Consider the following 25097-nt stretch of genomic DNA (forward strand, 5'->3'; position numbering starts at 1 on the left):
TTATTGTATCTAAATGCTAATACATCATTTCAAATGCTGGTTTAATATTGTCTAAATACTATGGCTTAGGAATGCGTAAGACTTGACCTGGATAGATTTTGTCTGGATCAGACAACATTGGCTTATTGGCCTCAAAGATTGTCATGTAGTTACCAGATGCTCCATAAACTTCTTTAGCAATTTTAGACAAACTGTCGCCAGACTTCACAGTATACATCGTTGATTCTGGTGCATCTTCTTCAATATCGATATTATCAATAACTTTTGCGACGTTCTGTACGTTACCGATAGCAATGATGGCTTTTTCGCGATCAGCCTGAGTTTTAGCATTACCACTAATTTCTGCCGTATCTGTCGATCCATTATATTTGATTTTTAGATTACTAATATTGAGATTTTGCTGCTGAATACGGCGCAATAAGATATTGGCAACTGATTGTGCTGACGGCTCACTACTCTGTACTGGCGTGCTGGCATCGGCTTTCGTTTCTGTTTCCGCGTCATGCTTAGCATCATCGCGATTAAAAATCTTATCACCGATATCTTTTGCAAAACTGAACATACCCATTTAACTACTCCTTGAAATATTATTATTAATCGTTCTTTTTGTTGATGCATGTACCTAAGTTACATCATGCTTTATTACGGCTTACCAAAATGAGTATAAACATAGGTGGTTGAAGTAGCTAGTAATAGTATGTTGAGTAATGTTTAATTGACGTAGTTTATGTTAATAAATCTGGTAAATTGAAACGTACAGTTCCCAAAATCCAGCCATAAAAAAACCGCTTAACCATAAGTTAAGCGGCCTAGTAAGCGTCGTTACATTACAAACAAACTATAGCTGTGCTTGTACGTAATCGATTGCTTTTTGAACAGTTGTAAGCTCTGCAGAATCTTCATCAGGAATAGTAATGCCAAAGTCACTTTCAAAAGACATAACTAGCTCAACCAAATCCAATGAATCTGCACCTAGATCTTCCATGAATGAAGCATCAGTGTTGATCTCTTCAACATTCATACCTAATTGCTCAGCCACAGCTGCTTTTACTCTTAGCTCGATATCATTACTCATGTAGATTACTCCTTTATCATCTATTATTTTTAATAAACTGCTATAGCGCTGTATTTCAGCTCTATAGCATAGTATATAAAATGTATTTGCCAGACCGATACTGCTGTCTGATTACCATATGACACGTTATACAGTCTGTCTAATGCCTAATAAAGCCCTGCTATCATACAGGGCTCTGACACAAAAGTATCCGTTATTATAGCACCCTTTATTATAGTTTACACTCGTTCACACAGTTTTTTATTATAACTGTGTAACACTCGCATATCGACTACATATACATGCCGCCATTGACAGCAAGCACTGCACCAGTGATGTAACTGGCTTCATCGCTGGCTAAGAAATGTACAGCTGCGGCGATATCTTCTGGTTGGCCTAAACGGCTGATAGGCACAGCGTCTAGCATAGAATTCAGCAAGCGCTCATCCAGCTCATCTGTCATATCCGTCTCAATCAAACCAGGTGCCACACAGTTGATAGTCACTTGACGTGAGCCAATTTCGCGCGCTAGCGTACGGCTAAAGCCTTCTACCCCAGCTTTGGTAGCAGCATAGTTAGACTGACCTGCATTGCCCATTTGAGCGACGACAGAGGTTATATTAATGATACGACCACGGCGGGCTTTCATCATTCCGCGTACTGCGCGTTTGCTCATGCGATAAACTGAGGTCAAATTGGTGTCGATGACGTTTTCCCAATCCTCATCTTTCATACGCATGAGTAATCCGTCTTGAGTGATACCTGCATTATTGACCAATACTTGCACAGCACCATAGACACTCTCAATCTCTTCAAACAACTTGTCAATCTGAGCGGTATCACGTACGTCTAAAACACGACCAATGCCACCTGTGTCATGAAGATAATCATCAATCAGCTCAGCACCCTTTTCGGTGGTAGCTGTGCCAATAACAAAATGCCCTTCTTTCGCAAAACGTTTGGCAACTGCTTTGCCAATGCCGCGGCTTGCGCCTGTCACTAATGTAATCGTACGACTCATGATAACACCTCAAATAATTTTTCTAGACGGGCAGGCTTGTCAGTAGGATAGCTGGTAATTGGTTGCGCTTGACGCTTAGCTAAGTTGCTGAGCACGTTGCCACTGCCACATTCGATTAATATATTAATTTGTTTATCCGCCAATTCTTGCATGGTTTTTGACCACAACACAGGCTCACTCAGCTGCTCTGTCAAGGCTTGCTTGATACCTACCGCGCTTGTCTCAACACGGGCATGGCGGTTTTGAATCACCGGAATAGTCGCTTGATCAAACTTAATCCCAGCCAATATTTCAGCCAGTGCATTACTTGCAGGCTCCATCAGCGCACAATGTGAGGGCACGCTCACCTTTAGCGGAACAGATTTTTTGCCAGTATTTTTTACTTTATCGATAACAGCATTAACGCCATCGGCATTGCCTGAGATAACGACCTGCCCTGGGCTATTAAAGTTGGCTGCACCAACAACCGCTCCTTCGACATGCTCTGTTGCTTGCTCGCACAAGTTCTCGACTCGATTGTCTTCAAGTCCTAATACAGCAGCCATGGCCGTATCGATACCGACAACGGCTTCTTGCATCAACTGACCGCGTTTATGAACTAAGGTTACCGCATCGCCAAGTGATATCACATTGGCAGCACACAAGGCACTGTATTCGCCCAAAGAGTGACCCGCTAGATAGCAAGGCGTGTCGGTCATTTTTTGTTGTAAGACGCGCCAAATCGCAATACTAGCCGTGAGCAGTGCTGGCTGCGTATAATGAGTTTGACCAAGTTTTTCTTCATCTTGACAGATTGCCCACAAGTCCTCGCCAAGCGCTTCACTCGCTTCGGTAAAAGTATCGCGTATCTCTGGATAAATCTCGGCAAGCTCACTTGTCATAGCGACAGCTTGAGAGCCTTGTCCAGGAAAAACAACCGCAATACGAGCAGGTTGCTTTTTTACCGTATCGGGTACAGAAGCCATAACCAATATTCCTTATCTGATTGAAGATATCCCTAAAAATGATGGGGTATATTATATTATTGGATGTGAGACAACGCCGCTATCTCAGTCAAACGAACAGCGTGTCGATAAACTATACACTGACGCACACTATTATCATAGCGTATCAAAATCAAAGGACGCTATTTTAATAGCATTAGCAGATTATATCAGCACAATTTTTGCTCTATCAAAAACTAAAAAGACAAATCCACCTTACAATTAGCCGTCAAGCAAATAACAAAAAGCCAAGTCATCCGGCTACATAATATATGATAGCGAAATAACTTGGCTTTTTTTAGCTCAAAGTGTATTGCTCAGTATCAGCTCAGCAAACGAACAACAGTCACTAGTACTATCATTGGTTTGCTAAAGCCATTACATAAACAATATCTTAGGCGTCTTGACTAACTTTAAACAACTGACGACCACGATAAAAACCATCTTTAGTCATGTGATGACGACGATGTTTTTCACCAGTAGTAGCATCAACGCTTATCTCAGCGATTTCCATGCGGTGATGTGAACGGCGCATGTCACGACGAGAACGACTTTTACGACTTTTTTGAACAGCCATGATATAGCTCCTATACTTAAAAGGGATAAGCTTAAAATTCAGCTTTAGTCGATACTGACAGAGGCTATATAATCACAACAACCTAAGTCTTAAGCATCATTAGTTAAATAGATTGCCACTCACATAAACCACTGACTATGTCTAAGATTTATAAAAAATCTGCTTAGTCAGTTTCTATCAGCAAGCAACAAGTTGCTAGAATGCAATAAACCGGACATTATACGCATGTTTATTGGATTAATAAAGCCCTGCCTAGCACTCTTCGGCACAAAGCAGATAAAAGGCTAAATAAATGCATTTCATAAACCATTTTGACGCTTATAATTTGCCTTTGAGAGACGCTAGAGCCGAAAAAGGATTTTCAGTTTCTTCTTCTTCTGGTATCTCACCAAACTGCTCAACCGACATCTCACAATCATCATGCTTGGGTGCCATCGGTGTCTTCAGCAATATCTCGTCTTCTACCAGTTTTTTAAATGGCAATAGTCGCTCTGGTGATTGCTCAGTAACAATCTCGTCTAACAATAAATAATCCTGCTCTTCATTAACTAGGCGCATCTGGCTTTCATCATCAAGAAGCGCAATATCATACTCATCACTCAAATCAACAGCAATCGGTTGTAGGCAGCGTTGACACGTCAACCAAACTTCACCAGTCAGTGTAAAAGCCAGATGCAGTACATTGTTACGGCGATATAAGTTGGTATTTAGTACAATATTCGATTGCTCATGTTCGCTAGCTAAAATAGTCGCCAGCCGCTCAAAAGAGCTGGGCGCGGCTTTACCTACCCATTCAAAGCCCGTATCTTCCCACTTATTCAAAGAGATGTTATCAGGCATGCTGTTTGACGCAGGCACTGGTGTTTTACTGGCATGAAGCGCTGACGGCTTGTTATCTTGGGTGCTTGACATACGCGGCCTCATTGATCAAAAACGGTGTATAATATTGCCTGCCATACTAACGGAAAGCGCCCTATTGTGCTAGCGCTAGTATGTTAATATTTTTTGATGGTGCATTTACTTATGCTCTTTTCATCTTCCCATTTTTTCTAGAGATTTTCTATCTTTAGCATTTATCGAGTCTGTTTTTTATCTATGAATGTGTCTAATAACTCAGTCGATTTTTATGACTTACTGCCCTTCTCCAAAGCTCACGTATTGCTACAAAGGATAGAACAGCTGAACAGTACCGTAGAAACATCTTTGGTCGATGCTTTATATGCCAAAAAAAATCGATACTCAGATACATGGCAGCGTCAATGGCGACAAATTCATGCGAACCATGCTGATGAAGCTCATCAAATAGAAGCAAGTTTAGTCATGGATAGTGAACAAGCTGCGACTGATTGGCTAATAGACTTATTCAATGATTTATTTATCGATCAACATGTCGTATTGGTTCGCAGTGATGGTGAACCAGAGTATTTTCCCGCACAAGATAGTCATCCTGCGAGAATTGAGTTTGCCCATGGATTTTTTGCAAGTGCATTGCACGAGCTAAGCCACTGGTGCGTAGCTGGTGACGCTCGTAGACGATTACCTGACTTTGGCTATTGGTATGCACCTGATGGTCGAACAGCTGCCCAGCAGCAAGCATTTGAACGCGTAGAGATTAAGCCTCAGGCATTAGAATGTTTGTTTACTTTGGCTTGCGGGCGGCAGTTTCAAGTCTCACAAGACAACTTGTTTGCAGATTTTGATACCAGTAGCAGTACTTTTACTGATGATATCTATCAGCAAGTAAAACGCTATATAGCTGAGCCACATGCTCTACCACGCGATGCCAAGACTTTATTACATGCTTTACTCAGTATCTGTGCGACTAATTAGTAACTGATAGCCATAATAGCTCTATTCATGATGGTAGCGCTTTGTTCGTTAACGATTTTCTACGCTTGGTAACCCCTTGCCACTAAACATAGTGATGCTTTGAGCTATACTGATGACTGGAACCGTGTCATTAGACAGGTCATATTGGTTAATATTATATGTATTGGCTGATATGGCTATCTAATAAACGCTTTTTCTTTAAGTAATGAAGCATTTGTATCAATTTAAAAATCAATAATTATAAAATAAGGAACTGTTATGCAAGTATTCTATGTTCATCCAGAAAACCCACAGCCACGTCTCATTGAGCAGGCTGCTGAGTTATTGCGCAAAGACCAATTGATCATTTACCCTACCGATACTAGCTATGCCTTTGGCTGTCGCCTTGGTGCAAAAGACGCCTTAGCAAAGCTCAAACAAATTCGCGAACTCGATGACAAACATCAATTCACCTTACTCTGTCGCGACTTAAGCGAGATTGCCAATTATGCCGCAGTGGATAATGTCCAATTTAAGCAGCTTAAAGCTCATACACCCGCGCCAATCACCTTTATTTTGACGGCGACAAAGGACGTGCCGAAGAAATTGGCACATGCTAAGAAAAAAACCATTGGTATCCGTGTCCCTAGCAATCCGATTGCCCAAGCGTTGCTAGAAGCGATGGATGAGCCTATTTTGACCAGTTCATTGATACTGCCTAACCGTGACGATATCCTCGATGATCCCTTTGAGATCGAAGAATTGCTAGGGAATCAAATAGATGGCCTTATCAATGCAGGTATAAAAACCACCAAGCTTACTACTATCGTAGATATGACCAGTGGCAAGCCTGAGGTTATCAGACAAGGTGCTGCCAACGTCGATGCCCTATTGCTCTAACAAACGATATAATTCACCAAATTTAAGACATAAAAAAAAGCTCCAATTGAATTGGAGCTTTTTTTGTAAAATATGTCTTTAGTGCAAAATTAGTCGCGATCAACCAATTCTACATAAGCCATTGGCGCATTGTCACCATCACGGTAACCACATTTTACGATACGCAAATAACCACCTGGACGTGTTTGGTAACGAGGACCTAACGTGCCAAATAATTTGCCTACCATAGCTTTGCTACGCATACGGCTGAATGCTAAACGACGATTAGCAACGCTGTCTTCTTTAGCCATAGTGATCAATGGCTCGGCAACGCGACGTAGTTCTTTAGCTTTTGGTAAAGTTGTTTTGATCAGTTCATGCTCAAATAATGAGTTAGTCATGTTCTGAAACATTGCCTTACGATGACTGCCGGTACGACCCAGCTTGACTCCACTCTTACGATGGCGCATAGTCAAAAATCCTTAAAGTTTAACGGCTACGATAAGAAAAGCGATCATCAACACGAAGGTCAGCTGGTGGCCAGTTATCTAGGCGCATACCGAGCTCTAAATCTTTAGACGCTAACACGTCCTTGATTTCCGTCAATGATTTCTTACCAAGATTTGGGGTTTTTAGAAGTTCAGTCTCTGAACGCTGTACCAAATCACCGATATAGTAAATGTTTTCAGCTTTCAAGCAGTTGGCTGAGCGAACCGTTAGTTCAAGATCGTCCACAGGGCGTAATAGCACCGGATCAACCTCTTCTTTTTCTTTCACAGGCTCAGGCGCTTCTTCAGCTTCTAGGTCAACAAAGATAGAAATCTGTTGTTGTAAAATAGTGGCTGCTTTACGAATTGCTTCTTCTGGATCTATAGTGCCATTAGTTTCAAGCTCAATGATAAGACGATCAAGATCAGTACGCTGCTCTACACGAGCGTTCTCAACCTGATAAGCAACACGAAGTACTGGACTAAAACTTGCGTCAAGTTTTAGGCGTCCAATCGCTTTAGTATCACCATCTTCACGGCGCTGATTTGCTGGCTCATATCCACGACCCATTACTACGCGCAAACGCATCTTAAGATGACCACGGTCACTCAATGTACCCAATACCAATTCTGGATTGATGATGTCGACATTGTGTGGTAACGAGATATCTGCAGCAGTAATAGTGCCTGGACCTTGTTTGTCCAAGGTCAAAAATACTTCATTTTGGTCATGAAGGGTAATTGCCAAGCCTTTTAGATTCAAAAGCAAGTCAAGCACGTCTTCTTGTAGCCCTTCAAGCGTAGAGTATTCATGGTCAACACCATCAATCTCAGCTTCAATGACTGCAGCACCAGGTAATGAAGATAACAAGATACGACGCAGGGCATTACCTAAAGTATGCCCAAAGCCGCGTTCTAACGGTTCGAGCGTGACTTTCGCAATCGTTTCATTAACCGTATCCACGTTAATGGCATTCGGCGTTAGAAACTCAGTTGCATTTAGCATCATGATGTCACCTCGATTTATTAAACTGGTTTAATTAACGTTGATTGCTCAATGCCACTTACATGACATTGAGCAGTACGTCATTACTTAGAGTATAGCTCAACGATCAAGCTTTCGTTGATTTCAGCAGGTAGATCAATACGATCAGGTGCTTGTTTAAAAGTACCCTGTAGTTTGCTGTGATCAACATCAAGCCATTCTGGAATGCCACGTTGTGTCGCTAGTTCAATAGCGTTTTTAATACGTAGCTGTTCGCGAGACTTCTCTTGGATAGCGATGACATCACCATCTTGAAGCTGAATTGATGGAATGTTCACACGAACAAACTCATCACGGCCAGCTTTTTTTACCATAACAGTGCGATGACTGACTAGCTGACGTGCTTCTGCGCGAGTTGAGCCAAAGCCCATGCGATAAACAACGTTGTCTAGACGACTCTCAAGCATGGCCAGTAGGTTCTCACCAGTAGCACCGCGCTTACGAGCAGCTTCTTTATAGTAGTTTGCAAACTGACGCTCTAGTACACCATAGATACGCTTAACTTTCTGCTTTTCACGCAGCTGTAGAGCATATTCTGAGGTCTTGTTACGGCTTACGCCATGTTGACCAGGTGGACGACCAGCTTTCTTAGTTTTAACGTCGTATGGTTTAACGCCAGACTTAAGACCTAAGTCCGTGCCTTCACGACGTGATAATTTTAATTTTGGTCCAATATAGCGGGCCATTGTTATGTCTCCTATAAGCTTTTGATATAAAAAGCTTCGTCTTTAATATTAGACGCGGCGCTTTTTCGGCGCACGGCAACCATTGTGTGGGATTGGGGTTACATCAGAGATGCTGTTAACTTTATAACCCAATGCACCTAGTGCTCTTACCGCAGACTCACGACCCGGTCCTGGTCCTTTGACCAAAACATCGATATTCTTAACACCATATTCTTGGGCCGCTTTACCAGCGACTTCAGCTGCAACCTGAGCTGCAAATGGTGTAGATTTACGTGAACCACGGAAGCCTTGTCCACCTGAAGTGGCCCAAGCCAATGCATTACCTTGACGATCGGTAATCGTAACAATGGTGTTATTAAAAGACGCATGGATATGGGCAATGCCCTCCGATACTGAACGACGAGTCACCTTTTTGCGACTGCGAGTGTCTTTTGCCATCTTTTAGCTTCCTAAGTTAATTATCTTTTGAGAGGGCGTGTCGGACCCTTACGAGTACGAGCGTTGTTCTTAGTGTTCTGGCCTCTAACTGGCAAGTTACGACGATGGCGGATACCACGGTAGCAACCAAGATCAACTAAACGCTTAATATTCATTGACACTTCACGACGAAGATCACCTTCAGTCATGTATTCTGCAACTTGTGCACGGATAGCATCTAACTGTGTATCATCTAACTGACTGACTTTAGTAGTAGGGGCAATGCCAACTGCTTCTAAGATTTTCTGAGCAGTGGTACGACCTACACCAAAGATGTAAGTTAGTGAAATAACAGCATGCTTATTATCCGGAATGTTTACGCCGGCAATACGAGCCATTGATTTCTCTCCATTAAAGAAAAATGGGCTTTATCTATCGATAAGGCATTATTTTTCAGATTTGTTGCTGTTAATACTAGAGCTTTTATAGTAATTATCGATGTTTTGACTATAAGTCTGCTCATCGATTCTATTATAAAAGATTTTGTATAAACACGGCAAGTGGCGGATGATATCGCATCCGCCGTTATTTTTCAAGTATTAATTTAATTAGCAGTGAAAACTAGATGTTTTCTAATACTAAATATTAACCTTGACGTTGCTTGTGGCGAGGTTCTGCTGTACAAATAATATGTACACGGCCTTTACGGCGCACAACTTTACAGCTACCACAAATCTTTTTAACTGATGCTTGAACTTTCATAGCATGCTCCTTGAAATATCGTACCGCTCATTTAAGGTTGAGTGGGCGATTGAATTAACGTCTGATCATGATATTGATGGGTCATCAAATGCGCTTGAATCTGCGAGATGAAGTCCATTACCACAACCACCATAATCAGTAAAGACGTACCACCGAGTTGAAACGGCACACCAAACGATGACTGGACGACCATTGGCATTAAACAAATAACCGTCATATACATCGCGCCAATAAAGGTCAGTCGGTTTAATACATGATCGAGGTAACGCTGAGTTTGTTGTCCTGGGCGGATACCTGGGATATACGCACCACTACGTTTAAGGTTCTCTGCTACTTCACGCGGACTAAATACCAATGCCGTATAAAAATAACAGAAAAAGATAATCATTGCGCCGAACAGTACCAAATATAGCGGCTGTCCTGGAGACAACACCAATGCCATATTTTGAAGTATTTTCTGTACAAAGGTAGGATCAGTCGATTGACCAACCCACTGCCCTAAACTTGCAGGAAACAATAACAAAGAACTGGCAAAAATAGCTGGGATAACCCCTGCCATATTTAGCTTCAACGGCAAATGTGATTGCTGCTGAGCGTAAATTTTGCGGCCTTGTTGCTGCTTTTGAGCATAGTTCACAGGAACACGGCGTTGAGCACGTTCAATATAAACGATACCCGCAGTAACCGCGATACCTAGCAGTACAAAAATAAATAGAACAATCAAGTTCATCTGACCTTGATTGACCTGTTCAATAGACTGCGAAATCATACCTGGCGTACCAGCCACAATACTCGCAAAAATGAGCATTGAAATACCATTACCTACGCCGCGCTCTGTAATCTGCTCACCAAGCCACATTAAGAACATTGCGCCTGCTACTAAAGAAGTAACAGCTGGAATATAAAAGGTAAGACCAGTAGATAAAGTAAGGTTTTGGCTGATTAAGCCGGCACACATTCCTAATGACTGTACTAGGGCTAAAGCAAGCGTTCCCTGACGGGTATACTTGTTTAGCTTACGTCGTCCCGCTTCACCCTCTTTTTTGAGAGCTTCAAGCGATGGCAATACTGCAGACATCATCTGTACAATAATTGATGCTGAAATATATGGCATGATACCAAGTGCCATGATAGACATACGTTCTAGCGCACCACCTGAGAACATGTTAAACATGCTCAAAATGGTGTTTTCGTTGCGCGAAAACAGATCAGCCAAGTTAACCGGATTGATACCCGGCACTGGAATATGTGATCCTAAACGATAAACAATCAATGCGCCGATTAAGAATAATAAACGCGTCCATAATTCATCATACTTGCGTATGAAGGCAAATGGGTTAAGCGGAATACCAGACGATGACATTGATTGCTTTGACACGTTATTACTCCTCGATGCTACCACCAGCAGCTTCGATTGCTAGCTTAGCGCCTTTAGTTACTTTGATACCTTTAAAGGTATAAGCTTTAGTAACTTCGCCTGATAGCATAACACGGGCACGCTTCATATCATGACGGATAAGGTTAGCAGCTTTAAGTGTTTCAACGCTAACCACATCACCTTCAATTTTATTCAGTTCAGAAAGACGTACTTCAGCAGTCTTCATAGCCATTTTACTGGTAAAACCGAATTTTGGAAGACGACGATATAAAGGCATCTGACCACCTTCAAATCCTGAGCGTACGCTCGAACCTGAACGAGATTTCTGACCTTTTACACCACGACCACCAGTCTTACCAAGACCAGAACCGATACCACGACCACGACGTTGTGCAGTTTTCTTTGCGCCAACACCTGGTGATAATTCATTTAATCTAAGACCCATTACGCTTCCTCCACTTTTACCATGTAGTTAACGCGATTTACCATACCACGAGTTGAAGGAGTATCTTCTACTTCAACAGTATGATTAATACGGCGTAAACCCAATCCTTTCAAGCTCGCTTTGTGGCTCTTTAGGCGATGGGCACCCGATTTAAATTGAGTGACTTTCATTTTTTTCATCGTAACTCACCTAGTCTAAGTTAACCCAAGATTTCGTCTACAGATTTACCACGTTTAGCTGCCATCTTCTCTGGAGTTGACATATCACGTAAACCGTTAAACGTTGCGCGAACAACGTTAGCAGTATTGGTAGAACCATAACATTTAGTCAAAACATTCTTAACACCAGCAACTTCTAATACAGCACGCATTGCGCCACCGGCGATTACGCCAGTACCTTCAGATGCAGGTTGCATATAGACTTTACTAGCACCATGACGTGCTTTGATTGGATGATACAAAGTTGCATCATTTAGCTCAACAGTAATCATATTACGTTTAGCAGCTTCTAGTGCTTTTTGGATAGCAGCTGGCACTTCACGTGCTTTACCGCGACCAAAACCAACACGACCGTTGCCATCACCCACTACAGTTAATGCAGTGAAAGAGAAAATACGACCACCTTTAACAACTTTTGCAACGCGATCAACGGTAACTAAGCGTTCTACTAGACCGTCAGTCTGTTCATTTTTATCATTTTTATCATTTCTAGCCATGATTAAAACTCCAATCCGTGTTCGCGAGCAGCTTCTGCCAAAGCTTTAACTCGACCATGATATTTAAAACCACTACGGTCAAAGGCAACTTTAGTAATACCAGCTGCTTTTGCGCGTTCTGCGATCATTTGGCCCACAGACGTTGCTGAATCAGCATTGCCAGTCGCGCCTGAACGCAAGCTGCCGTCTAAGGTAGATGCCTGAGCAATCACTTCACCACCGTTCGGAGAGATAATCTGGGCATAAATATGTTTCGACGTGCGGGTAACCGTTAGACGATGTACGCCTAAGAAACGGATATGCGCGCGGGTTTTCTTAGCTCGACGCAGACGAGCTGCTTTTTTATCAAACATTTCAACTCACCTTATTTTTTCTTGGCTTCTTTGCGAATCACATGCTCGTCACTATAACGAATACCTTTACCTTTATAAGGCTCAGGTGGGCGGAAACCACGGATATTAGCCGCTGCTTGACCAAGCTGCTGTTTATTGTTTGATTTCAAAACAATTTCAGTTTGCGTTGGGGTTTCAGCTGACACACCTTCAGGCAACGTATATTCTACTGGATGAGAGTAACCGACGTTCAAAGTTACTTTGTTACCAGTAATTTGTGCGCGATAACCAACACCAATTAACTGAAGACGTCTTTCAAAGCCTTCGTTCACGCCTTTAACATAGTTGTTAACAAGAGCGCGCATGGTGCCAGTGTGCATCATAGCTTCTTTTGAATCGACTGTAGGTGAGAAAATGATAGCATCATCTTCCTGTTTCAGCTCGACCAATGCATGCAGGCGTAAAGACAAAGTGCCATTCTTGCCTTTAACTTCGACCTGCCGATCGTTCAAAGTAACGCTTACGCCATTTGGCAGCGTCACTGGGGCTTTAGCCACACGAGACATAGGAATATTCCTTAAAAAATTTAACTTCTTTATATTAGCGAAAAAACTAACAGGCTAAAAAGCGTGTTAGTTTAGCATAGTTGACCGCGTTAGACACCTACCAATGTTAAATAACTTATCATTAACACATCAATAGAAGCCTAACCACGTCAAGTAGACTTTATCGTCGTGTAGCTTACGCTACAAATGCGACGATTTCACCACCGATACCAGCAGCGCGTGCAGCACGATCACTCATGATGCCTTGGCTAGTTGATACGATAGCAACACCCATACCTTGCTTAACAGTAGGGATAGCGTCTTTACCGCGGAACTGGCGCAAACCAGGACGGCTAAAACGTTGAATCGTTTCGATGACAGCACGGCCTTCGAAGTATTTTAATTCAATAGTTAGGGTTGCTTTGTTGTTTTCTTCTTCAGCAACAACAGCAGTGGCCACATAACCTTCGCTAACTAGCAAATCAGCGATTGATTTGCGTAATTTAGAGCTCGGCATTGCTACCGATACTTTGTTAGCCATTTGTGCGTTACGAATACGGGTTAGCATATCCCCAACGGTATCTTGCATACTCATATAGTTACCCCTTACCAGCTTGCTTTACGAACACCAGGCACATCGCCTTGCATGACACGCTCACGCAGCATATTGCGTGATAAGCCAAACTTGCGGAAGTAACCGTGAGGACGACCGGTGATAGCACAACGATTGCGCAGACGTACTGGTGATGAATTGCGTGGAAGAGCTTGTAGCTCTAACATTGCTTCCATACGAGTTTCGTCACTTGCAGTCATATCACTGATAGTTTCTTTTAGCTTGATACGCTTATCAGCGTACTTAGCAACCATTTTTTCGCGCTTTAATTCGCGGTTAATCATGCTCTTCTTTGCCATAACGTCTTTACCTTATTTAAATGGGAAGCCGAATGCTTTAAGCAACGCACGACCTTCTTCATCAGATTGAGCTGACGTGGTGATTGTCACATCCATACCGCGGATACGATCAATCTTGTCAAAATCTACTTCTGGGAACACGATCTGTTCTTTGATACCCAATGAGTAGTTACCACGTCCGTCAAAGGCTTTAGGTGAAAAACCGCGGAAATCACGAATACGAGGAATTGCAATGGCAACGAGACGATCTAAAAATTCGTACATTTGCTCACCGCGTAGCGTTACTTTACAGCCAATTGGCCATTCTTCACGAATCTTAAAGCCAGCAACTGATTTACGCGCTTTGGTGACAACAGGTTTTTGACCAGCAATCGCTGTCATATCAGCTACAGCACCTTCAAGCAATTTCTTGTCTTGAGACGCGCCGCCAACACCCATGTTAAGTGTGATTTTAGTGATTTTAGGCACTTGCATCACATTTGCCAAACCAAGCTCTTCTTTGATTTGCTGCTTTAGTTCTTCGTTATATAAAGATTTTAATCTTGCCATTACCATTACACCCTTAGTGTCTTACGCAGTCGCCACTACTTCACCGTTCGAACGATAGACGCGTTGTTTGTTGCCGTCTTCGCCGAACTGATAAGTAATACGATCAGCTTTTTGGGTTTGCGCATTTAATATTGCGACATTTGAAATATGTAGGAAAGCTTCTTGCTTAAGAATGCCGCCTTCAACGCCAGTTGCCTGATTTGGCTTCTGATGTTTAGTGACAATGTTAACGCCTTCAACTTTGATACGATCATTTTTTACAGCTTGTACAGTACCTTGCTTGCCTTTGTCTTTCCCAGCAATCACGATAACTGTATCGCCTTTACGTAATTTTGACATGGATTACCTCACAATACTTCTGGTGCTAGTGATACAATTTTCATAAACTGATCACCACGTAGTTCACGAGTTACCGGTCCAAAAATACGAGTTGCAATCGGCGCTTTGTTTTGGTTCAACAATACCGCAGCATTGTCATCAAAACGTAACACAGAACCATCAGGGCGACGAACGCCTTTTTTGGTACGTACAACTACTGCATTCATCACGTCGCCTTTTTTAACACGACCACGCGGAATGGCTTCTTTAACCGTTACTTTAATAATGTCGCCAACTGATGCATAACGACGATGAGAACCACCCAGTACTTTAATGCACTGAACTCTTCTTGCACCGCTATTGTCTGCAACTTCCAGCATTGACTCAACCTGAATCATAGCGTTACTCCACACGTATGAGCAATAAAAACCAGTTGCTGCCGCTAGCACAGTATGAGTAGACGGCATTTTAATATAAATAACCGCGACTTACTCTTAATGTGAGTGATATACGCTCGGCGCAATCAGCATCCTTAAAAAGGCGGCTATTTTAACAGCTTCTGGCTTTTAATGCAATTTACTTAGATTTTTTCTACTTTTTCAACCACATCAACCAAAGTCCAAGACTTGGTTTTTGAGATTGGACGCGTTTCTTTGATACGGACAAGATCGCCTTGTTGGCAAACATTATTCTCATCATGTGCTTTGATTTTTGTAGAACGACGAAGCTGCTTGCCATACAAAGGATGACGAACCAGACGCTCAATCAAAACTGTGATGGACTTGTCCATCTTGTCGCTAACAACTCGACCTGTCAATACGCTAGCATTGGTAGCTGTTTGATTGTTATCGCTCATGAGTCGCCTCGTTGTTTCTCGTTAATCAAAGTCTGAAGCTGAGCAATCGTGCGACGATTGTCACGTACTTCATGGGTATTACCCAACTGACCAGTTGCTTTAGCCATACGAATACGGAAAGCATCAAGTTGCTTTTCATCAAGTAACTGGGTCAGTTCTTCTAATGATTTATCACGTAATTCACTGATCTTCATTACATTATCGTCCGCTTAACAATGGTAGTTTTAAAGGGCAGTTTTGCTGCAGCAAGCGTGAAAGCTTCACGTGCAAGCTCTTCTGGTACCCCTTCAATTTCATATAGCACTTTACCAGGTTTGATTTCGCATACCCAATACTCTACAGGACCTTTACCTTTACCCATACGTACTTCTAGAGGCTTGTTGGTAATAGGCTTGTCTGGGAATACACGAATCCAAATCTTACCGCCACGCTTAATTTTACGAGTGATGGTACGACGTGCTGCTTCGATTTGACGGGCTGTCATACGACCGCGCGTCAATGATTTTAGACCAATTTGTCCGAATGCAACGGTGCTTCCACGATGAGCTAGCCCAGTGTTACGACCTTTGTGCATTTTACGAAACTTGGTACGTTTTGGCTGTAACATAGTTTAACCTCTGTCTGAGTTTCGACGGTTTCCGTTTCCGCGACCACGGCGTTTTGGCGCACGAGCCTGCTCTTCTTTGACCGGATTATAAACGCTGTTCATACCGTCAAGAATCTCTCCGCGGAAAATCCAAACTTTAACACCGATAGTGCCGTAAGTTGTCTCTGCACGAATTGACGCATAGTCAATATCAGCACGGAGTGTATGCAGTGGCACACGACCTTCACGGTACCATTCAGTACGAGCAATCTCAGCGCCGCCAAGACGGCCAGACAGCTCAACTTTAATACCTTTAGCACCAGAGCGCATGCTGTTTTGTACCGCGCGCTTCATCGCACGACGGAACATAACACGACGCTCAAGCTGACTGCTGATACCGTCTGCTACCAAACGTGCATCAAGATCAGGTGACGTGATTTCTTCAATGTTGACCTGAGCAGGTACGCCCATAATTTTGGTCAACTCTTTTTGAAGTCTTTCGATATCTTCGCCTTTTTTACCGATAACGATACCAGGACGCGCAGTGGCGATGGTAATCTTAGCAGCGCCAGTAGGACGCTCGATCATGATGTTGCTGATCATAGCGTTGTCTAGCTTTTTGCGTAGATATTCACGAACACGAATGTCATTGATTAGGTATTCTGAGTATTGTTTAGGGCTAGCATACCAGTTTGCGTTATGCTTTTTTACAACACCAAGACGAATTCCGATTGGATGTACTTTTTGACCCATAACTTATTCTCCTACCTTTATAGTGATGTGACAAGTACGCTTACTGATACGATCAGCGCGGCCTTTGGCACGTGGTAGGATACGTTTTAGCGTAATGCCTTCATCAACGTAGATAGTTGATACTTTAAGCGTATCGATATCTAAACCGTTGTTGTTTTCGGCATTGGCGATGGCTGAGTTAAGACATTTCTTAACAAACACAGCGCCTTTCTTATTGCTATACGTTAGGATATCCAAAGCACGCTCAATAGATTTGCCACGAACTTCATCAGCAACGAGTCTAACTTTTTGTGCCGATATGGCGGCACCGCGTAATTTTGCAGTTACTTCCATGGTAAGCACCTTATCTCTTAGCTTTTTTGTCAATGCCGTGACCACGATACGTACGAGTCGGGGCAAATTCACCTAGTTTATGACCAACCATCTGTTCGCTCACGATAACCGGTACATGAGTACGGCCGTTGTGAACAGATAAAGTTAGGCCAACCATTTGTGGCAGGATCATCGAGCGGCGCGACCAAGTTTTAATTGGCTTGCGTGAGTTGGTTTCTAATGCATTCTCAACTTTAGCAAACAAGTGCGCGTCTATGAATGGACCTTTTTTCAATGAACGAGGCATGAAATTCTTCCTTTATTTCTTCTTGGCGCGGCGGCGGATGATCATGTTGTCAGTGCGCTTATTGCTACGCGTTTTAAGTCCTTTAGACTTCTGACCCCAAGGGCTAGTTGGATGGCGACCTTTGTTACGACCTTCACCACCACCATGTGGGTGATCAACCGGGTTCATAGCGACACCACGAACTGAAGGACGAACACCACGCCAACGTGAAGCACCGGCTTTACCAAGTGATTTCAAGTTGTTTTCAGTGTTAGAAACTTCACCAATAACAGCACGGCAATTCACGTGTACACGGCGAGTTTCGCCAGAACGTAAACGTAGAATAGCATAAATACCGTCACGACCTAATAACTGAACACTAGCACCCGCTGCGCGAGCCATCTGTGCACCTTTACCGATTTTAAGTTCGATATTGTGAATCACAGTACCCAATGGGATATTTTTTAGTGGTAAACAGTTACCTGGACGAATTGGAGATGCTTCGCCTGACATTACTGTATCGCCAACTGCTTGTTTTTTAGCAGCGATGATGTAACGACGTTCGCCATCAGCGTACTTAAGTAATGCAATATGTGCAGTACGGTTAGGATCGTATTCAATACGCTCTACCGTTGCTGGAATATTGTCTTTAGTACGTTTGAAATCGATAATACGATAATGCTGCTTATGACCACCGCCAATGTGACGAGTAGTGATACGGCCATTATTGTTACGACCACCGGTCTTACTTTTTGATTCTAGAAGTGCTGCAAACGGACGACCTTTATAAAGGTGTGGATGCACTACTTTTTCAACAAAACGACGGCCTGGTGATGTTGGCTTTGCTCTTACGATAGGCATGAGTGTAATCCTTATTCGTTATTCGCTGTTTCACTAGTAGAAGCAGTCGTATTAGCGACCTCTTCACCAGCATCAGCCATTTGTACATCTTGACCAGCTTTTAAGGTAACATAGGCTTTTTTGTAGTCATTACGACGGCCGATACTTTTACCAAAACGCTTTGTCTTACCTTTAACATTCAAAGTGTTTACTTTTAAAACTTCAACACCTTCAAACATCATCTCAACTGCTTTTTTAACTTCAAGCTTAGTAGCCTTAGAGTCAATTTTAAATACCTGCACACCAAGTGAGTCGCCAAGCATTTGAGATTTCTCTGAGAATACAGGTCCTCTTAGGATCTGATAAAGTCTTGCGTTATTCATGCTAGTGCTTCCTCAAATTGTTTCGCAGCTTCAACTGACATGATTACTTTATCAAAAGCAATCAAGCTCACTGGATCCACTTCACTTGTACCAAGTACATTGACATGTGGGATGTTGCGAGCAGCTAAGTATAAGTTTTCGTCAACTTCTTTAGTGACGATCAAGGCACGAGGTGCACCAAGCTCATTTAACTTTGCAATCAGCTCTTTGGTCTTTGGACCAGAAACGCTTAGCTCTTCAACCAAAATTAGACGCTCTTGGCGAATCAATTCGGCTAGGATGCACTGCATTGCACCGCGATACATCTTACGGTTAACTTTCTGTGACCAATCTTGTGGTTTAGCCGCGAATGCACGACCGCCCCCACGCCAGATTGGGCTACGAATAGAGCCCGCACGAGCGCGACCAGTACCTTTTTGGCGCCATGGCTTAATACCACCGCCAGAAACTTCGGCACGGGTTTTTTGTGCGCGTGTACCTTGGCGAGCACCAGCTAAATAAGCGGTGACGACTTGATGCACTAGTGCTTCGTTGAATTCACGACCAAATGCCGTATCAGAAAGCTCAACCGCAGCACCTGTAACTGTTTTTAAATCCACGTTAATCCCCTTGCTTAGGCTTTGACTGACGGACGTACGATAACATCGCCACCGGTGGCACCTGGGATAGCACCCTTGATGACAAGTAACCCTTTTTCGGCATCAACCGAAATCACTTCTAGGCCTTGAACAGTAACACGTTTGTTACCCATCTGACCCGCCATCTTTTTGCCTTTGAATACTTTACCTGGTGACTGGTTTTGACCAGTTGAACCATGTGCACGATGAGACACTGAGTTACCATGAGTAGCATCTTGCATACTAAAGTTGTGACGCTTTACAGGACCTTGGAAACCTTTACCTTTACTGTTTCCTGTCACATCAACCATCTGACCTTGTTCGAACAAGTCAGCTAGAATCTCGCCACCAATCTCACGACCTTCAAGATCGCTTTCGTTGGCACGAAATTCCCAAACACCACGACCAGCGGCAACGCCAGCTTTAGCGAAGTGACCTTTTTGAGCTGCTGTTACGCGGCTGTCACGACGGGTACCTGTGGTAACTTGGATGGCTTGATAGCCATCTACATCAGTATTTTTTACTTGAGTAATGCGGTTAGCACTGATCTCAACCACTGTTACAGGGATAGAAGCACCTGTTTCAGTGAAGACACGGGTCATGCCGCATTTTTTACCGACTAAACCGATCGCCATTTTAGACCTCTTTATATCTTATATTAATGGGTTGGGTGTTTATGTGCATTAACCCAAAGCAATTTGAACGTCAACACCCGCCGCCAAGTCAAGCTTCATTAGCGCATCCACAGTTTTGTCGGTAGGTTGCACGATGTCAACCATACGCTTATGGGTACGAATTTCGTACTGATCACGAGCGTCTTTGTTTACGTGTGGTGAAGTTAGAACGTTGAAGCGCTCAATGCGAGTCGGCAACGGTACAGGACCACAAACTTGCGCACCGGTGCGCTTTGCAGTATCAACGATCTCTTGTGCAGATTGATCAATCAGACGATGATCAAAAGACTTAAGACGGATACGGATTCTCTGGTTAGCCATGCCAGCAAGCTCCTAATATGTGCTTTCGTCATTCTTGCGTTGCAAGATCATGATCAAAAGCAGTTTGGTTAAATATTCACTTAAAGCGGCCTTCTGTTCTTAACCAGAATGAGTTCTTTATCCGAACTTGTAGCGTGCCAAAAGCAAAATAGTTTAAAGCCCCGCCGACCCTCCTATAATTGGAAAGCAGCAAAGGCATAATGAAATAGTGCCAGAAACGATGCTCTGGCTGTCATAGCGCCAGCTTTTTTATTCAGCTGCGCATATATAATTCAGTGGTGTATATTATACATAGTATTCTACCGATTGCAAGGGCAATATCTAGAACGACTAAAGATATCAAGTAATTAAGGTAACTTCTTAGATAAGCTAACCTTATAAAAACCGACTTATTCTATTTAATAAAATCAATCTAGCACAATATCATACTGCTCTTGCGTATAAAGGTTTTCTACGTCGAAGGTAATGACTCTGCCAAGCAAATACTCTAAGTCTGCCACTGTGTCAGATTCTGAGGTTAGCAGTAAATCAATGACAGCGGCATGTGCCACGACAGTGAACTTTTTGGGAGAGTTATAAGTACGAGCGCAGCGCATGATCTCACGAAATATCTCAAAGCAGACGGTTTCGGCCGTTTTAACAAAGCCGCGTCCTTGACAGGTTGAACAAGGCTCACAGAGCTGCTGGCCCAGTGACTCTCGGGTACGCTTACGGGTCATCTCTACCAAGCCAAGCTCACTAACCTGCGTAATCTTGGTTTTTGCATAGTCTTGGGTGAGCTGCGACTGTAGACTCTCTAACACATCATCTTTGTGCTGCTGCTCTAACATATCGATAAAATCTAGAATAATAATGCCGCCCAGATTACGCAGACGTAGCTGACGGGCAATGGCATGTGTGGCTTCTAGATTGGTTTTGTAGACCGTGTCTTCTAGCGATCGGCCGCCTACAAAAGAGCCGGTATTGACATCAATCGTGGTCATTGCTTCGGTCTGATCGATAATCAGGTAACCACCCGACTTTAGATCAACGCGGCGTTTTAACGCATCACGTAAATCATCCTCAACACGGTGCACATCAAAGAGAGACTGTTCTGCAGTATAGTGCACGATTCGATCATAGACAAAAGGCACGAATTCTTTGGCAAAGGATCTGACTTGCTCATAGATTTGCGCATTATCAACGATCACCTTTTCGGTATCGGCATGAACCAAGTCACGAATAGAGCGCAGCGGTAGAGCCAGCTCTTGATAGATAAGCTCTGAGCTTTGGTGATGAGTGATCTCTTGACGACGGGCACAGATGGTACGCCACAGCTGTAGTAGGTAATAGATGTCTTCTTCGAGCTTATCGACAGGGACACGCTCAGCGGCGGTACGAGCGATCAGCCCGCCTTTTAGGTTGACGGTCTGCATCAAGCTGCTAAGCTCTGTTTTTAAGCGGGTACGCTCTTCTTCACCATCGATACGTTGCGAGATACCGATATGTTCGCTCGATGGCAAATATACCAGATAGCGTGATGGTAGCGAGATATTGGTCGTTAAACGCGCGCCTTTACTGCCCAACTGGTCTTTGGTCACTTGTACCAAGATACGCTGACTCTCATGCAAACGGTGCTGAATCAGTGTCTTGGACACAGGGATGATCTCAGAACTTTGCGTGCTGACGACTGGCGGCATCATTGCCAAGCTCTCATCAGCTGTCGCTAGGATAGCGTCGCCACTATCAATGTCCTTATTAGCACCTTTGGCAGCTTTGTTTTTATTTTCTGCCACTGGACGAGGTAGTCTCTGCATATCATTGACGTGCAAAAACGCTGTCCGTGACTGACCGATATCAACAAAAGCTGCTTGCATACCTGGAAGGACACGAACGACTGTGCCCAAATAAATATTGCCGACCAACCCCAGCTTGTGATGTCGCTCAATATAGATCTCGCCCAAAATACCGTTGTCTAAAACAGCAACGCGGGATTCCATTGGACTAATATTAATCAGCAGCTCTTCGGACATAGTTTTCTCTTATCTCTTAGCTTTTTATTAGACGTTCATCGTCTATTAGAGTGACAGTGTAACAAATGCGCTTGGCTCTTGCCCATCAGCCTACCGTGTCATTATGTGCATATCTCACTATAACGAGTTTACTGACTTTTCACTGTCTGGGGTTATGTCTTTGATAAGCGCCAGTGTCTGCGCCAGTGGTAATCCAACCACATTGGTATAGCTACCATTGATACGACTAACCCAAGCAGCGCCTAAACCTTGAATCCCATAACCACCCGCTTTGTCAGCTGGCTCTCCACTGTCCCAGTAGTCGCTCATCATCGCTTGTGTCAATGCGATAAAAGTCACTGAAGTGCGCTCAAGAATGTGCTGTTGGTCAATCATTTGAAAAACTGAATCACATTCTGAGGCGTTATCTGATGTACTGCCTGATGTGCAGTCTAACGCTACTAGAGTCGCTTGTACGGCTGTCCATACTTCGTGTTCGGTATCAGACATCTGCTGCCACATCGTATAGGCATGCTCACGATCGGTTGGTTTGACCAATACCGTCTTACCATCTGCCAGTACACCAATAGTATCAGAGGTCAAAATCATGCAAGATGTCGCGCCATCTTGATTGCTGTTTGTGGTCTGATTTAATTGCTGTATAGCAGCATTGGCTTTGGTAGCGACCATGCGCTCGATATAGTCTGTTGGTGATTCATCATTGTGCCATGTCTCATCAACATCGACGCTCAAGATGGTAAAATCTAGCTGCACTCTTTCTAATAGCTCACGGCGGCGTGGCGAACCAGATGCTAGGATAACCTTCATGACGACTCTCTCAATAAATAAATATAGGGTACCGGTACTCGCTAGCTATGGTGCTAATGATAGCTGAGTGATTAACGCGCAAACTTGCGTAAGAACAGCAATATGATTGGCCAGCTGATGATACTGATGATCAATGAAAACGCAGACTTTGTCACAAAAATATTTTGTACAAACATCTGTAGCATCCACAGCGTTAGCTGAAAAACGACCAATCCTAGACTGGCGATAAACCAAGCACTGCCCGTACTGAGCTGCCTGACATAGACACTCGTGATTTTGACAACCAGTGCAACCACAACAGCCGCAAAGGCTTGCTGCCCTAGGTGAGTGTCCATCAACAAATCAGCGATAAGCCCAATGGTAAATGCGGTAAAAATACCGACATAGCGCGGTTGAAACAGTAACCAAAAAATCAGCACCATAATCATGACCATAGGGCGCAGCACAGCCATACTTGGGCTGAGTGGATAGACACTGAGTGATGACGCAATAATAAAGCTCAAGGCAATCACGACAATCAATAGTCCTGTTGCATTCTCAGAATCAGGATACGACATGAGTACTTACCTTAGCGAGTGTGGTGACTGATAGTTTGATTGGTTAGGGATTTACAGGTATTACGATTTGGTGAGCAGATGACTCGGTATTGACCAGCGAGGCGTTATGCAATGAGATTAAGGCACAATTGATGTGTTGTCTTGCTCTAAAAGCTTATCTTGAAGTATCAACACATAAGCATTATCAACGAAGTTTGCTGCTGGCGTGACTTCGATGCTTCTGAAATTGTCAGCTTGCCCATCTCTAACATGAGCGATGCGACCGACGCGATAGCCTGCTGGAATACGGCCGCCTAGCCCTGAGGATACAAGCTCATCACCCACACGCACATCGGAGGTCTTAAAAACATAGTTTAGACTCAAGGATGTTGGAATACCTTCTCCTGTGACAATGGCTCGCTGACCTGTGCGTTTGACCGTAACCGCAACCGACTGCTGCTCATCCGTAATCAGTAGCAAACGGCTGGTATTAGGGTAGACATTGATGATCTGACCCAAAACGCCATTTTCATCAATCACAGTCTGTCCAACTTGCACACCGTCTTGCGCACCTTTGTTTAGCACCACAATCTGGCGGAGCAAATTGGTGTCTGTACCAATGACTTGAGCCAAATTAAGATCAAACTGCTCAGGCTTGGTGGTCGATAAGATACCTTGCAGGCGGGCGTTTTGTGCCAAGATATAGTCTTGCTGTTGCAGCTTGGCGTGCGCATGAATCAGCTGCGACTTTAATTGCATGTTTTCGCGGCGCAGTGCTTCTTTTGACTGCAAGCTACCACTCGCCCAGTGCTTGGCATAGCTCGGTAAGAGCGACAACTCATAGATGGGCTGCATAGCGGCATGACTGGTGCTACGTATAGGATTGAACCACTCTGAATTTTTGCTATCAAACCACATCAGTATTAAGGCTGCTATCAAGACGATGGCAGTCTTACGAAGTGATAATGCTTGGCGCGCAAAAATACTTGGAGTCATAAGGTGTCTAATTTAAAAGATCTAAAATGAGCAATAGCACTTATTTATAGCATGAGTGTTTATCGAGGACATTGGGTTCTAGCATGGATTAATGCAATTAAAGGCAGCACAATCGGCTACCTTTAATTTTATATCTTTATAAGCACATGACATTGCGAGCGACGGATCGATACTGCAAAGTCTACAGCAATAACAAAGTCGTG

Annotated in this window: 40 protein-coding genes; 2 read left to right on the forward strand and 38 right to left on the reverse strand. The window is 43.4% G+C overall.

What is annotated here, in order from left to right; genetic code table 11:
- Positions 1-58 precede the first annotated feature (58 nt).
- The 6 genes from lysM to I6E86_RS11750 all read right to left on the reverse strand — a co-directional run bounded on the left by lysM (position 59) and on the right by I6E86_RS11750 (position 4547).
- The gene (gene lysM / locus I6E86_RS11725) at positions 59-568 is read right to left on the reverse strand and encodes a peptidoglycan-binding protein LysM (protein WP_194365176.1); all 510 of its coding nucleotides are present in this window, start codon (positions 566-568) and stop codon (positions 59-61) included.
- A gap of 270 nt (positions 569-838) precedes the next feature.
- A complete protein-coding gene (gene acpP / locus I6E86_RS11730) occupies positions 839-1075 on the reverse strand; it encodes an acyl carrier protein (protein ID WP_194365175.1) in 237 nt (78 codons plus the stop codon).
- A 271-nt stretch (positions 1076-1346) separates the two neighbouring features.
- On the reverse strand, positions 1347-2075 hold the full coding sequence (gene fabG / locus I6E86_RS11735) for a 3-oxoacyl-ACP reductase FabG (RefSeq protein ID WP_194365174.1): 729 nt from the start codon (positions 2073-2075) through the stop codon (positions 1347-1349).
- Positions 2072-3040: an ACP S-malonyltransferase gene (gene fabD, locus I6E86_RS11740; RefSeq protein WP_197177620.1), complete on the reverse strand. Its 969-nt coding sequence runs from the start codon at positions 3038-3040 to the stop codon at positions 2072-2074. The genes fabG and fabD overlap by 4 nt, the downstream gene beginning before the upstream one ends.
- Before the next feature lie 412 nt (positions 3041-3452).
- On the reverse strand, positions 3453-3635 hold the full coding sequence (rpmF, locus tag I6E86_RS11745) for a 50S ribosomal protein L32 (protein ID WP_011512869.1): 183 nt from the start codon (positions 3633-3635) through the stop codon (positions 3453-3455).
- Positions 3636-3953: 318 nt separating this feature from the next.
- A complete protein-coding gene (locus tag I6E86_RS11750) occupies positions 3954-4547 on the reverse strand; it encodes a YceD family protein (RefSeq protein WP_197177621.1) in 594 nt (197 codons plus the stop codon).
- 183 nt (positions 4548-4730) lie between these two features.
- Between I6E86_RS11750 and I6E86_RS11755 the strand changes: the two genes are divergently transcribed.
- Together I6E86_RS11755 and I6E86_RS11760 are read left to right on the forward strand one after the other, a co-directional pair.
- Entirely contained in the window at positions 4731-5465 is a 735-nt protein-coding gene (locus I6E86_RS11755; RefSeq protein WP_197177622.1) for an elongation factor P hydroxylase, read from the forward strand.
- A gap of 258 nt (positions 5466-5723) precedes the next feature.
- Positions 5724-6344, forward strand: a complete 621-nt coding sequence (locus I6E86_RS11760) for an L-threonylcarbamoyladenylate synthase (protein WP_197177623.1) — start codon at positions 5724-5726, stop codon at positions 6342-6344.
- An 89-nt stretch (positions 6345-6433) separates the two neighbouring features.
- On the opposite strand, the gene rplQ is transcribed toward I6E86_RS11760, so the two are convergent.
- The 32 genes from rplQ to mreC form a co-directional block, all read right to left on the reverse strand.
- Positions 6434-6793: a 50S ribosomal protein L17 gene (rplQ, locus tag I6E86_RS11765; RefSeq protein ID WP_021813387.1), complete on the reverse strand. Its 360-nt coding sequence runs from the start codon at positions 6791-6793 to the stop codon at positions 6434-6436.
- A 19-nt stretch (positions 6794-6812) separates the two neighbouring features.
- Positions 6813-7820, reverse strand: coding sequence for a DNA-directed RNA polymerase subunit alpha (locus tag I6E86_RS11770; RefSeq protein ID WP_194365170.1), 1008 nt, complete (start codon positions 7818-7820; stop codon positions 6813-6815).
- A gap of 80 nt (positions 7821-7900) precedes the next feature.
- Positions 7901-8542 carry a 30S ribosomal protein S4 gene (gene rpsD / locus I6E86_RS11775; protein ID WP_010196731.1) on the reverse strand — a complete coding sequence of 214 codons (642 nt, stop codon included), beginning with the start codon at positions 8540-8542 and terminating at the stop codon, positions 7901-7903.
- Positions 8543-8590: 48 nt separating this feature from the next.
- Positions 8591-8980 carry a 30S ribosomal protein S11 gene (gene rpsK / locus I6E86_RS11780; RefSeq protein WP_045454458.1) on the reverse strand — a complete coding sequence of 130 codons (390 nt, stop codon included), beginning with the start codon at positions 8978-8980 and terminating at the stop codon, positions 8591-8593.
- A gap of 20 nt (positions 8981-9000) precedes the next feature.
- Positions 9001-9357 carry a 30S ribosomal protein S13 gene (gene rpsM, locus I6E86_RS11785; protein ID WP_149490921.1) on the reverse strand — a complete coding sequence of 119 codons (357 nt, stop codon included), beginning with the start codon at positions 9355-9357 and terminating at the stop codon, positions 9001-9003.
- 247 nt (positions 9358-9604) lie between these two features.
- Complete coding sequence (gene rpmJ, locus I6E86_RS11790; RefSeq protein WP_010196721.1) at positions 9605-9721, reverse strand: 50S ribosomal protein L36; 117 nt, start codon at positions 9719-9721, stop codon at positions 9605-9607.
- Positions 9722-9752: 31 nt separating this feature from the next.
- The gene (gene secY / locus I6E86_RS11795; protein ID WP_197177697.1) at positions 9753-11084 is read right to left on the reverse strand and encodes a preprotein translocase subunit SecY; all 1332 of its coding nucleotides are present in this window, start codon (positions 11082-11084) and stop codon (positions 9753-9755) included.
- 19 nt (positions 11085-11103) lie between these two features.
- Positions 11104-11544 (reverse strand): 50S ribosomal protein L15, encoded by a 441-nt coding sequence (rplO, locus tag I6E86_RS11800; protein ID WP_194365169.1) that lies wholly within the window; start codon positions 11542-11544, stop codon positions 11104-11106.
- Complete coding sequence (gene rpmD / locus I6E86_RS11805) at positions 11544-11723, reverse strand: 50S ribosomal protein L30 (protein WP_010196714.1); 180 nt, start codon at positions 11721-11723, stop codon at positions 11544-11546. The genes rplO and rpmD overlap by 1 nt, the downstream gene beginning before the upstream one ends.
- Before the next feature lie 20 nt (positions 11724-11743).
- Positions 11744-12259 carry a 30S ribosomal protein S5 gene (gene rpsE, locus I6E86_RS11810; protein WP_194365168.1) on the reverse strand — a complete coding sequence of 172 codons (516 nt, stop codon included), beginning with the start codon at positions 12257-12259 and terminating at the stop codon, positions 11744-11746.
- Between the two features lie 2 nt (positions 12260-12261).
- On the reverse strand, positions 12262-12612 hold the full coding sequence (gene rplR, locus I6E86_RS11815) for a 50S ribosomal protein L18 (protein WP_197177624.1): 351 nt from the start codon (positions 12610-12612) through the stop codon (positions 12262-12264).
- An 11-nt stretch (positions 12613-12623) separates the two neighbouring features.
- Positions 12624-13157, reverse strand: coding sequence for a 50S ribosomal protein L6 (rplF, locus tag I6E86_RS11820; protein WP_194365166.1), 534 nt, complete (start codon positions 13155-13157; stop codon positions 12624-12626).
- 175 nt (positions 13158-13332) lie between these two features.
- The gene (gene rpsH / locus I6E86_RS11825) at positions 13333-13731 is read right to left on the reverse strand and encodes a 30S ribosomal protein S8 (protein WP_194365165.1); all 399 of its coding nucleotides are present in this window, start codon (positions 13729-13731) and stop codon (positions 13333-13335) included.
- An 11-nt stretch (positions 13732-13742) separates the two neighbouring features.
- Positions 13743-14048: a 30S ribosomal protein S14 gene (rpsN, locus tag I6E86_RS11830; RefSeq protein WP_021813378.1), complete on the reverse strand. Its 306-nt coding sequence runs from the start codon at positions 14046-14048 to the stop codon at positions 13743-13745.
- A gap of 12 nt (positions 14049-14060) precedes the next feature.
- Positions 14061-14597: a 50S ribosomal protein L5 gene (gene rplE / locus I6E86_RS11835; protein ID WP_011279797.1), complete on the reverse strand. Its 537-nt coding sequence runs from the start codon at positions 14595-14597 to the stop codon at positions 14061-14063.
- Positions 14598-14618: 21 nt separating this feature from the next.
- Positions 14619-14936, reverse strand: coding sequence for a 50S ribosomal protein L24 (rplX, locus tag I6E86_RS11840; RefSeq protein ID WP_194365164.1), 318 nt, complete (start codon positions 14934-14936; stop codon positions 14619-14621).
- 8 nt (positions 14937-14944) lie between these two features.
- Positions 14945-15313: a 50S ribosomal protein L14 gene (gene rplN / locus I6E86_RS11845; protein WP_010196702.1), complete on the reverse strand. Its 369-nt coding sequence runs from the start codon at positions 15311-15313 to the stop codon at positions 14945-14947.
- A gap of 182 nt (positions 15314-15495) precedes the next feature.
- Complete coding sequence (rpsQ, locus tag I6E86_RS11850; RefSeq protein WP_021813375.1) at positions 15496-15771, reverse strand: 30S ribosomal protein S17; 276 nt, start codon at positions 15769-15771, stop codon at positions 15496-15498.
- On the reverse strand, positions 15768-15965 hold the full coding sequence (rpmC, locus tag I6E86_RS11855; RefSeq protein ID WP_102094164.1) for a 50S ribosomal protein L29: 198 nt from the start codon (positions 15963-15965) through the stop codon (positions 15768-15770). Before rpmC ends, rpsQ begins: the two co-directional genes overlap by 4 nt.
- Positions 15965-16378, reverse strand: coding sequence for a 50S ribosomal protein L16 (rplP, locus tag I6E86_RS11860; protein WP_010196693.1), 414 nt, complete (start codon positions 16376-16378; stop codon positions 15965-15967). Before rplP ends, rpmC begins: the two co-directional genes overlap by 1 nt.
- Positions 16379-16381: 3 nt before the next feature.
- Complete coding sequence (rpsC, locus tag I6E86_RS11865) at positions 16382-17110, reverse strand: 30S ribosomal protein S3 (protein ID WP_194365163.1); 729 nt, start codon at positions 17108-17110, stop codon at positions 16382-16384.
- A 3-nt stretch (positions 17111-17113) separates the two neighbouring features.
- Entirely contained in the window at positions 17114-17443 is a 330-nt protein-coding gene (gene rplV, locus I6E86_RS11870; RefSeq protein ID WP_010196689.1) for a 50S ribosomal protein L22, read from the reverse strand.
- Positions 17444-17453: 10 nt separating this feature from the next.
- The gene (gene rpsS / locus I6E86_RS11875) at positions 17454-17729 is read right to left on the reverse strand and encodes a 30S ribosomal protein S19 (protein WP_194365162.1); all 276 of its coding nucleotides are present in this window, start codon (positions 17727-17729) and stop codon (positions 17454-17456) included.
- A gap of 12 nt (positions 17730-17741) precedes the next feature.
- The gene (gene rplB, locus I6E86_RS11880) at positions 17742-18569 is read right to left on the reverse strand and encodes a 50S ribosomal protein L2 (protein WP_194365161.1); all 828 of its coding nucleotides are present in this window, start codon (positions 18567-18569) and stop codon (positions 17742-17744) included.
- 11 nt (positions 18570-18580) lie between these two features.
- Entirely contained in the window at positions 18581-18931 is a 351-nt protein-coding gene (gene rplW, locus I6E86_RS11885) for a 50S ribosomal protein L23 (protein WP_011279789.1), read from the reverse strand.
- On the reverse strand, positions 18928-19530 hold the full coding sequence (gene rplD, locus I6E86_RS11890; RefSeq protein ID WP_197177625.1) for a 50S ribosomal protein L4: 603 nt from the start codon (positions 19528-19530) through the stop codon (positions 18928-18930). The genes rplW and rplD overlap by 4 nt, the downstream gene beginning before the upstream one ends.
- A gap of 14 nt (positions 19531-19544) precedes the next feature.
- Positions 19545-20183 carry a 50S ribosomal protein L3 gene (gene rplC / locus I6E86_RS11895; RefSeq protein ID WP_194365159.1) on the reverse strand — a complete coding sequence of 213 codons (639 nt, stop codon included), beginning with the start codon at positions 20181-20183 and terminating at the stop codon, positions 19545-19547.
- Positions 20184-20231: 48 nt separating this feature from the next.
- Positions 20232-20543, reverse strand: a complete 312-nt coding sequence (gene rpsJ, locus I6E86_RS11900) for a 30S ribosomal protein S10 (protein WP_010196670.1) — start codon at positions 20541-20543, stop codon at positions 20232-20234.
- 407 nt (positions 20544-20950) lie between these two features.
- Positions 20951-22555 (reverse strand): Rne/Rng family ribonuclease, encoded by a 1605-nt coding sequence (locus I6E86_RS11905; protein ID WP_197177626.1) that lies wholly within the window; start codon positions 22553-22555, stop codon positions 20951-20953.
- Positions 22556-22672: 117 nt separating this feature from the next.
- Positions 22673-23362 (reverse strand): Maf family protein, encoded by a 690-nt coding sequence (locus tag I6E86_RS11910; RefSeq protein WP_197177627.1) that lies wholly within the window; start codon positions 23360-23362, stop codon positions 22673-22675.
- A 71-nt stretch (positions 23363-23433) separates the two neighbouring features.
- Positions 23434-23919, reverse strand: a complete 486-nt coding sequence (gene mreD / locus I6E86_RS11915; RefSeq protein WP_197177628.1) for a rod shape-determining protein MreD — start codon at positions 23917-23919, stop codon at positions 23434-23436.
- Positions 23920-24036: 117 nt separating this feature from the next.
- On the reverse strand, positions 24037-24894 hold the full coding sequence (gene mreC, locus I6E86_RS11920; protein WP_197177629.1) for a rod shape-determining protein MreC: 858 nt from the start codon (positions 24892-24894) through the stop codon (positions 24037-24039).
- Between the last annotated feature and the right edge of the window lie 203 nt (positions 24895-25097).

It is taken from the genome of Psychrobacter sp. SWN149 (genome assembly GCF_015864565.1).
In the GTDB taxonomy this organism is placed as follows: domain Bacteria; phylum Pseudomonadota; class Gammaproteobacteria; order Pseudomonadales; family Moraxellaceae; genus Psychrobacter.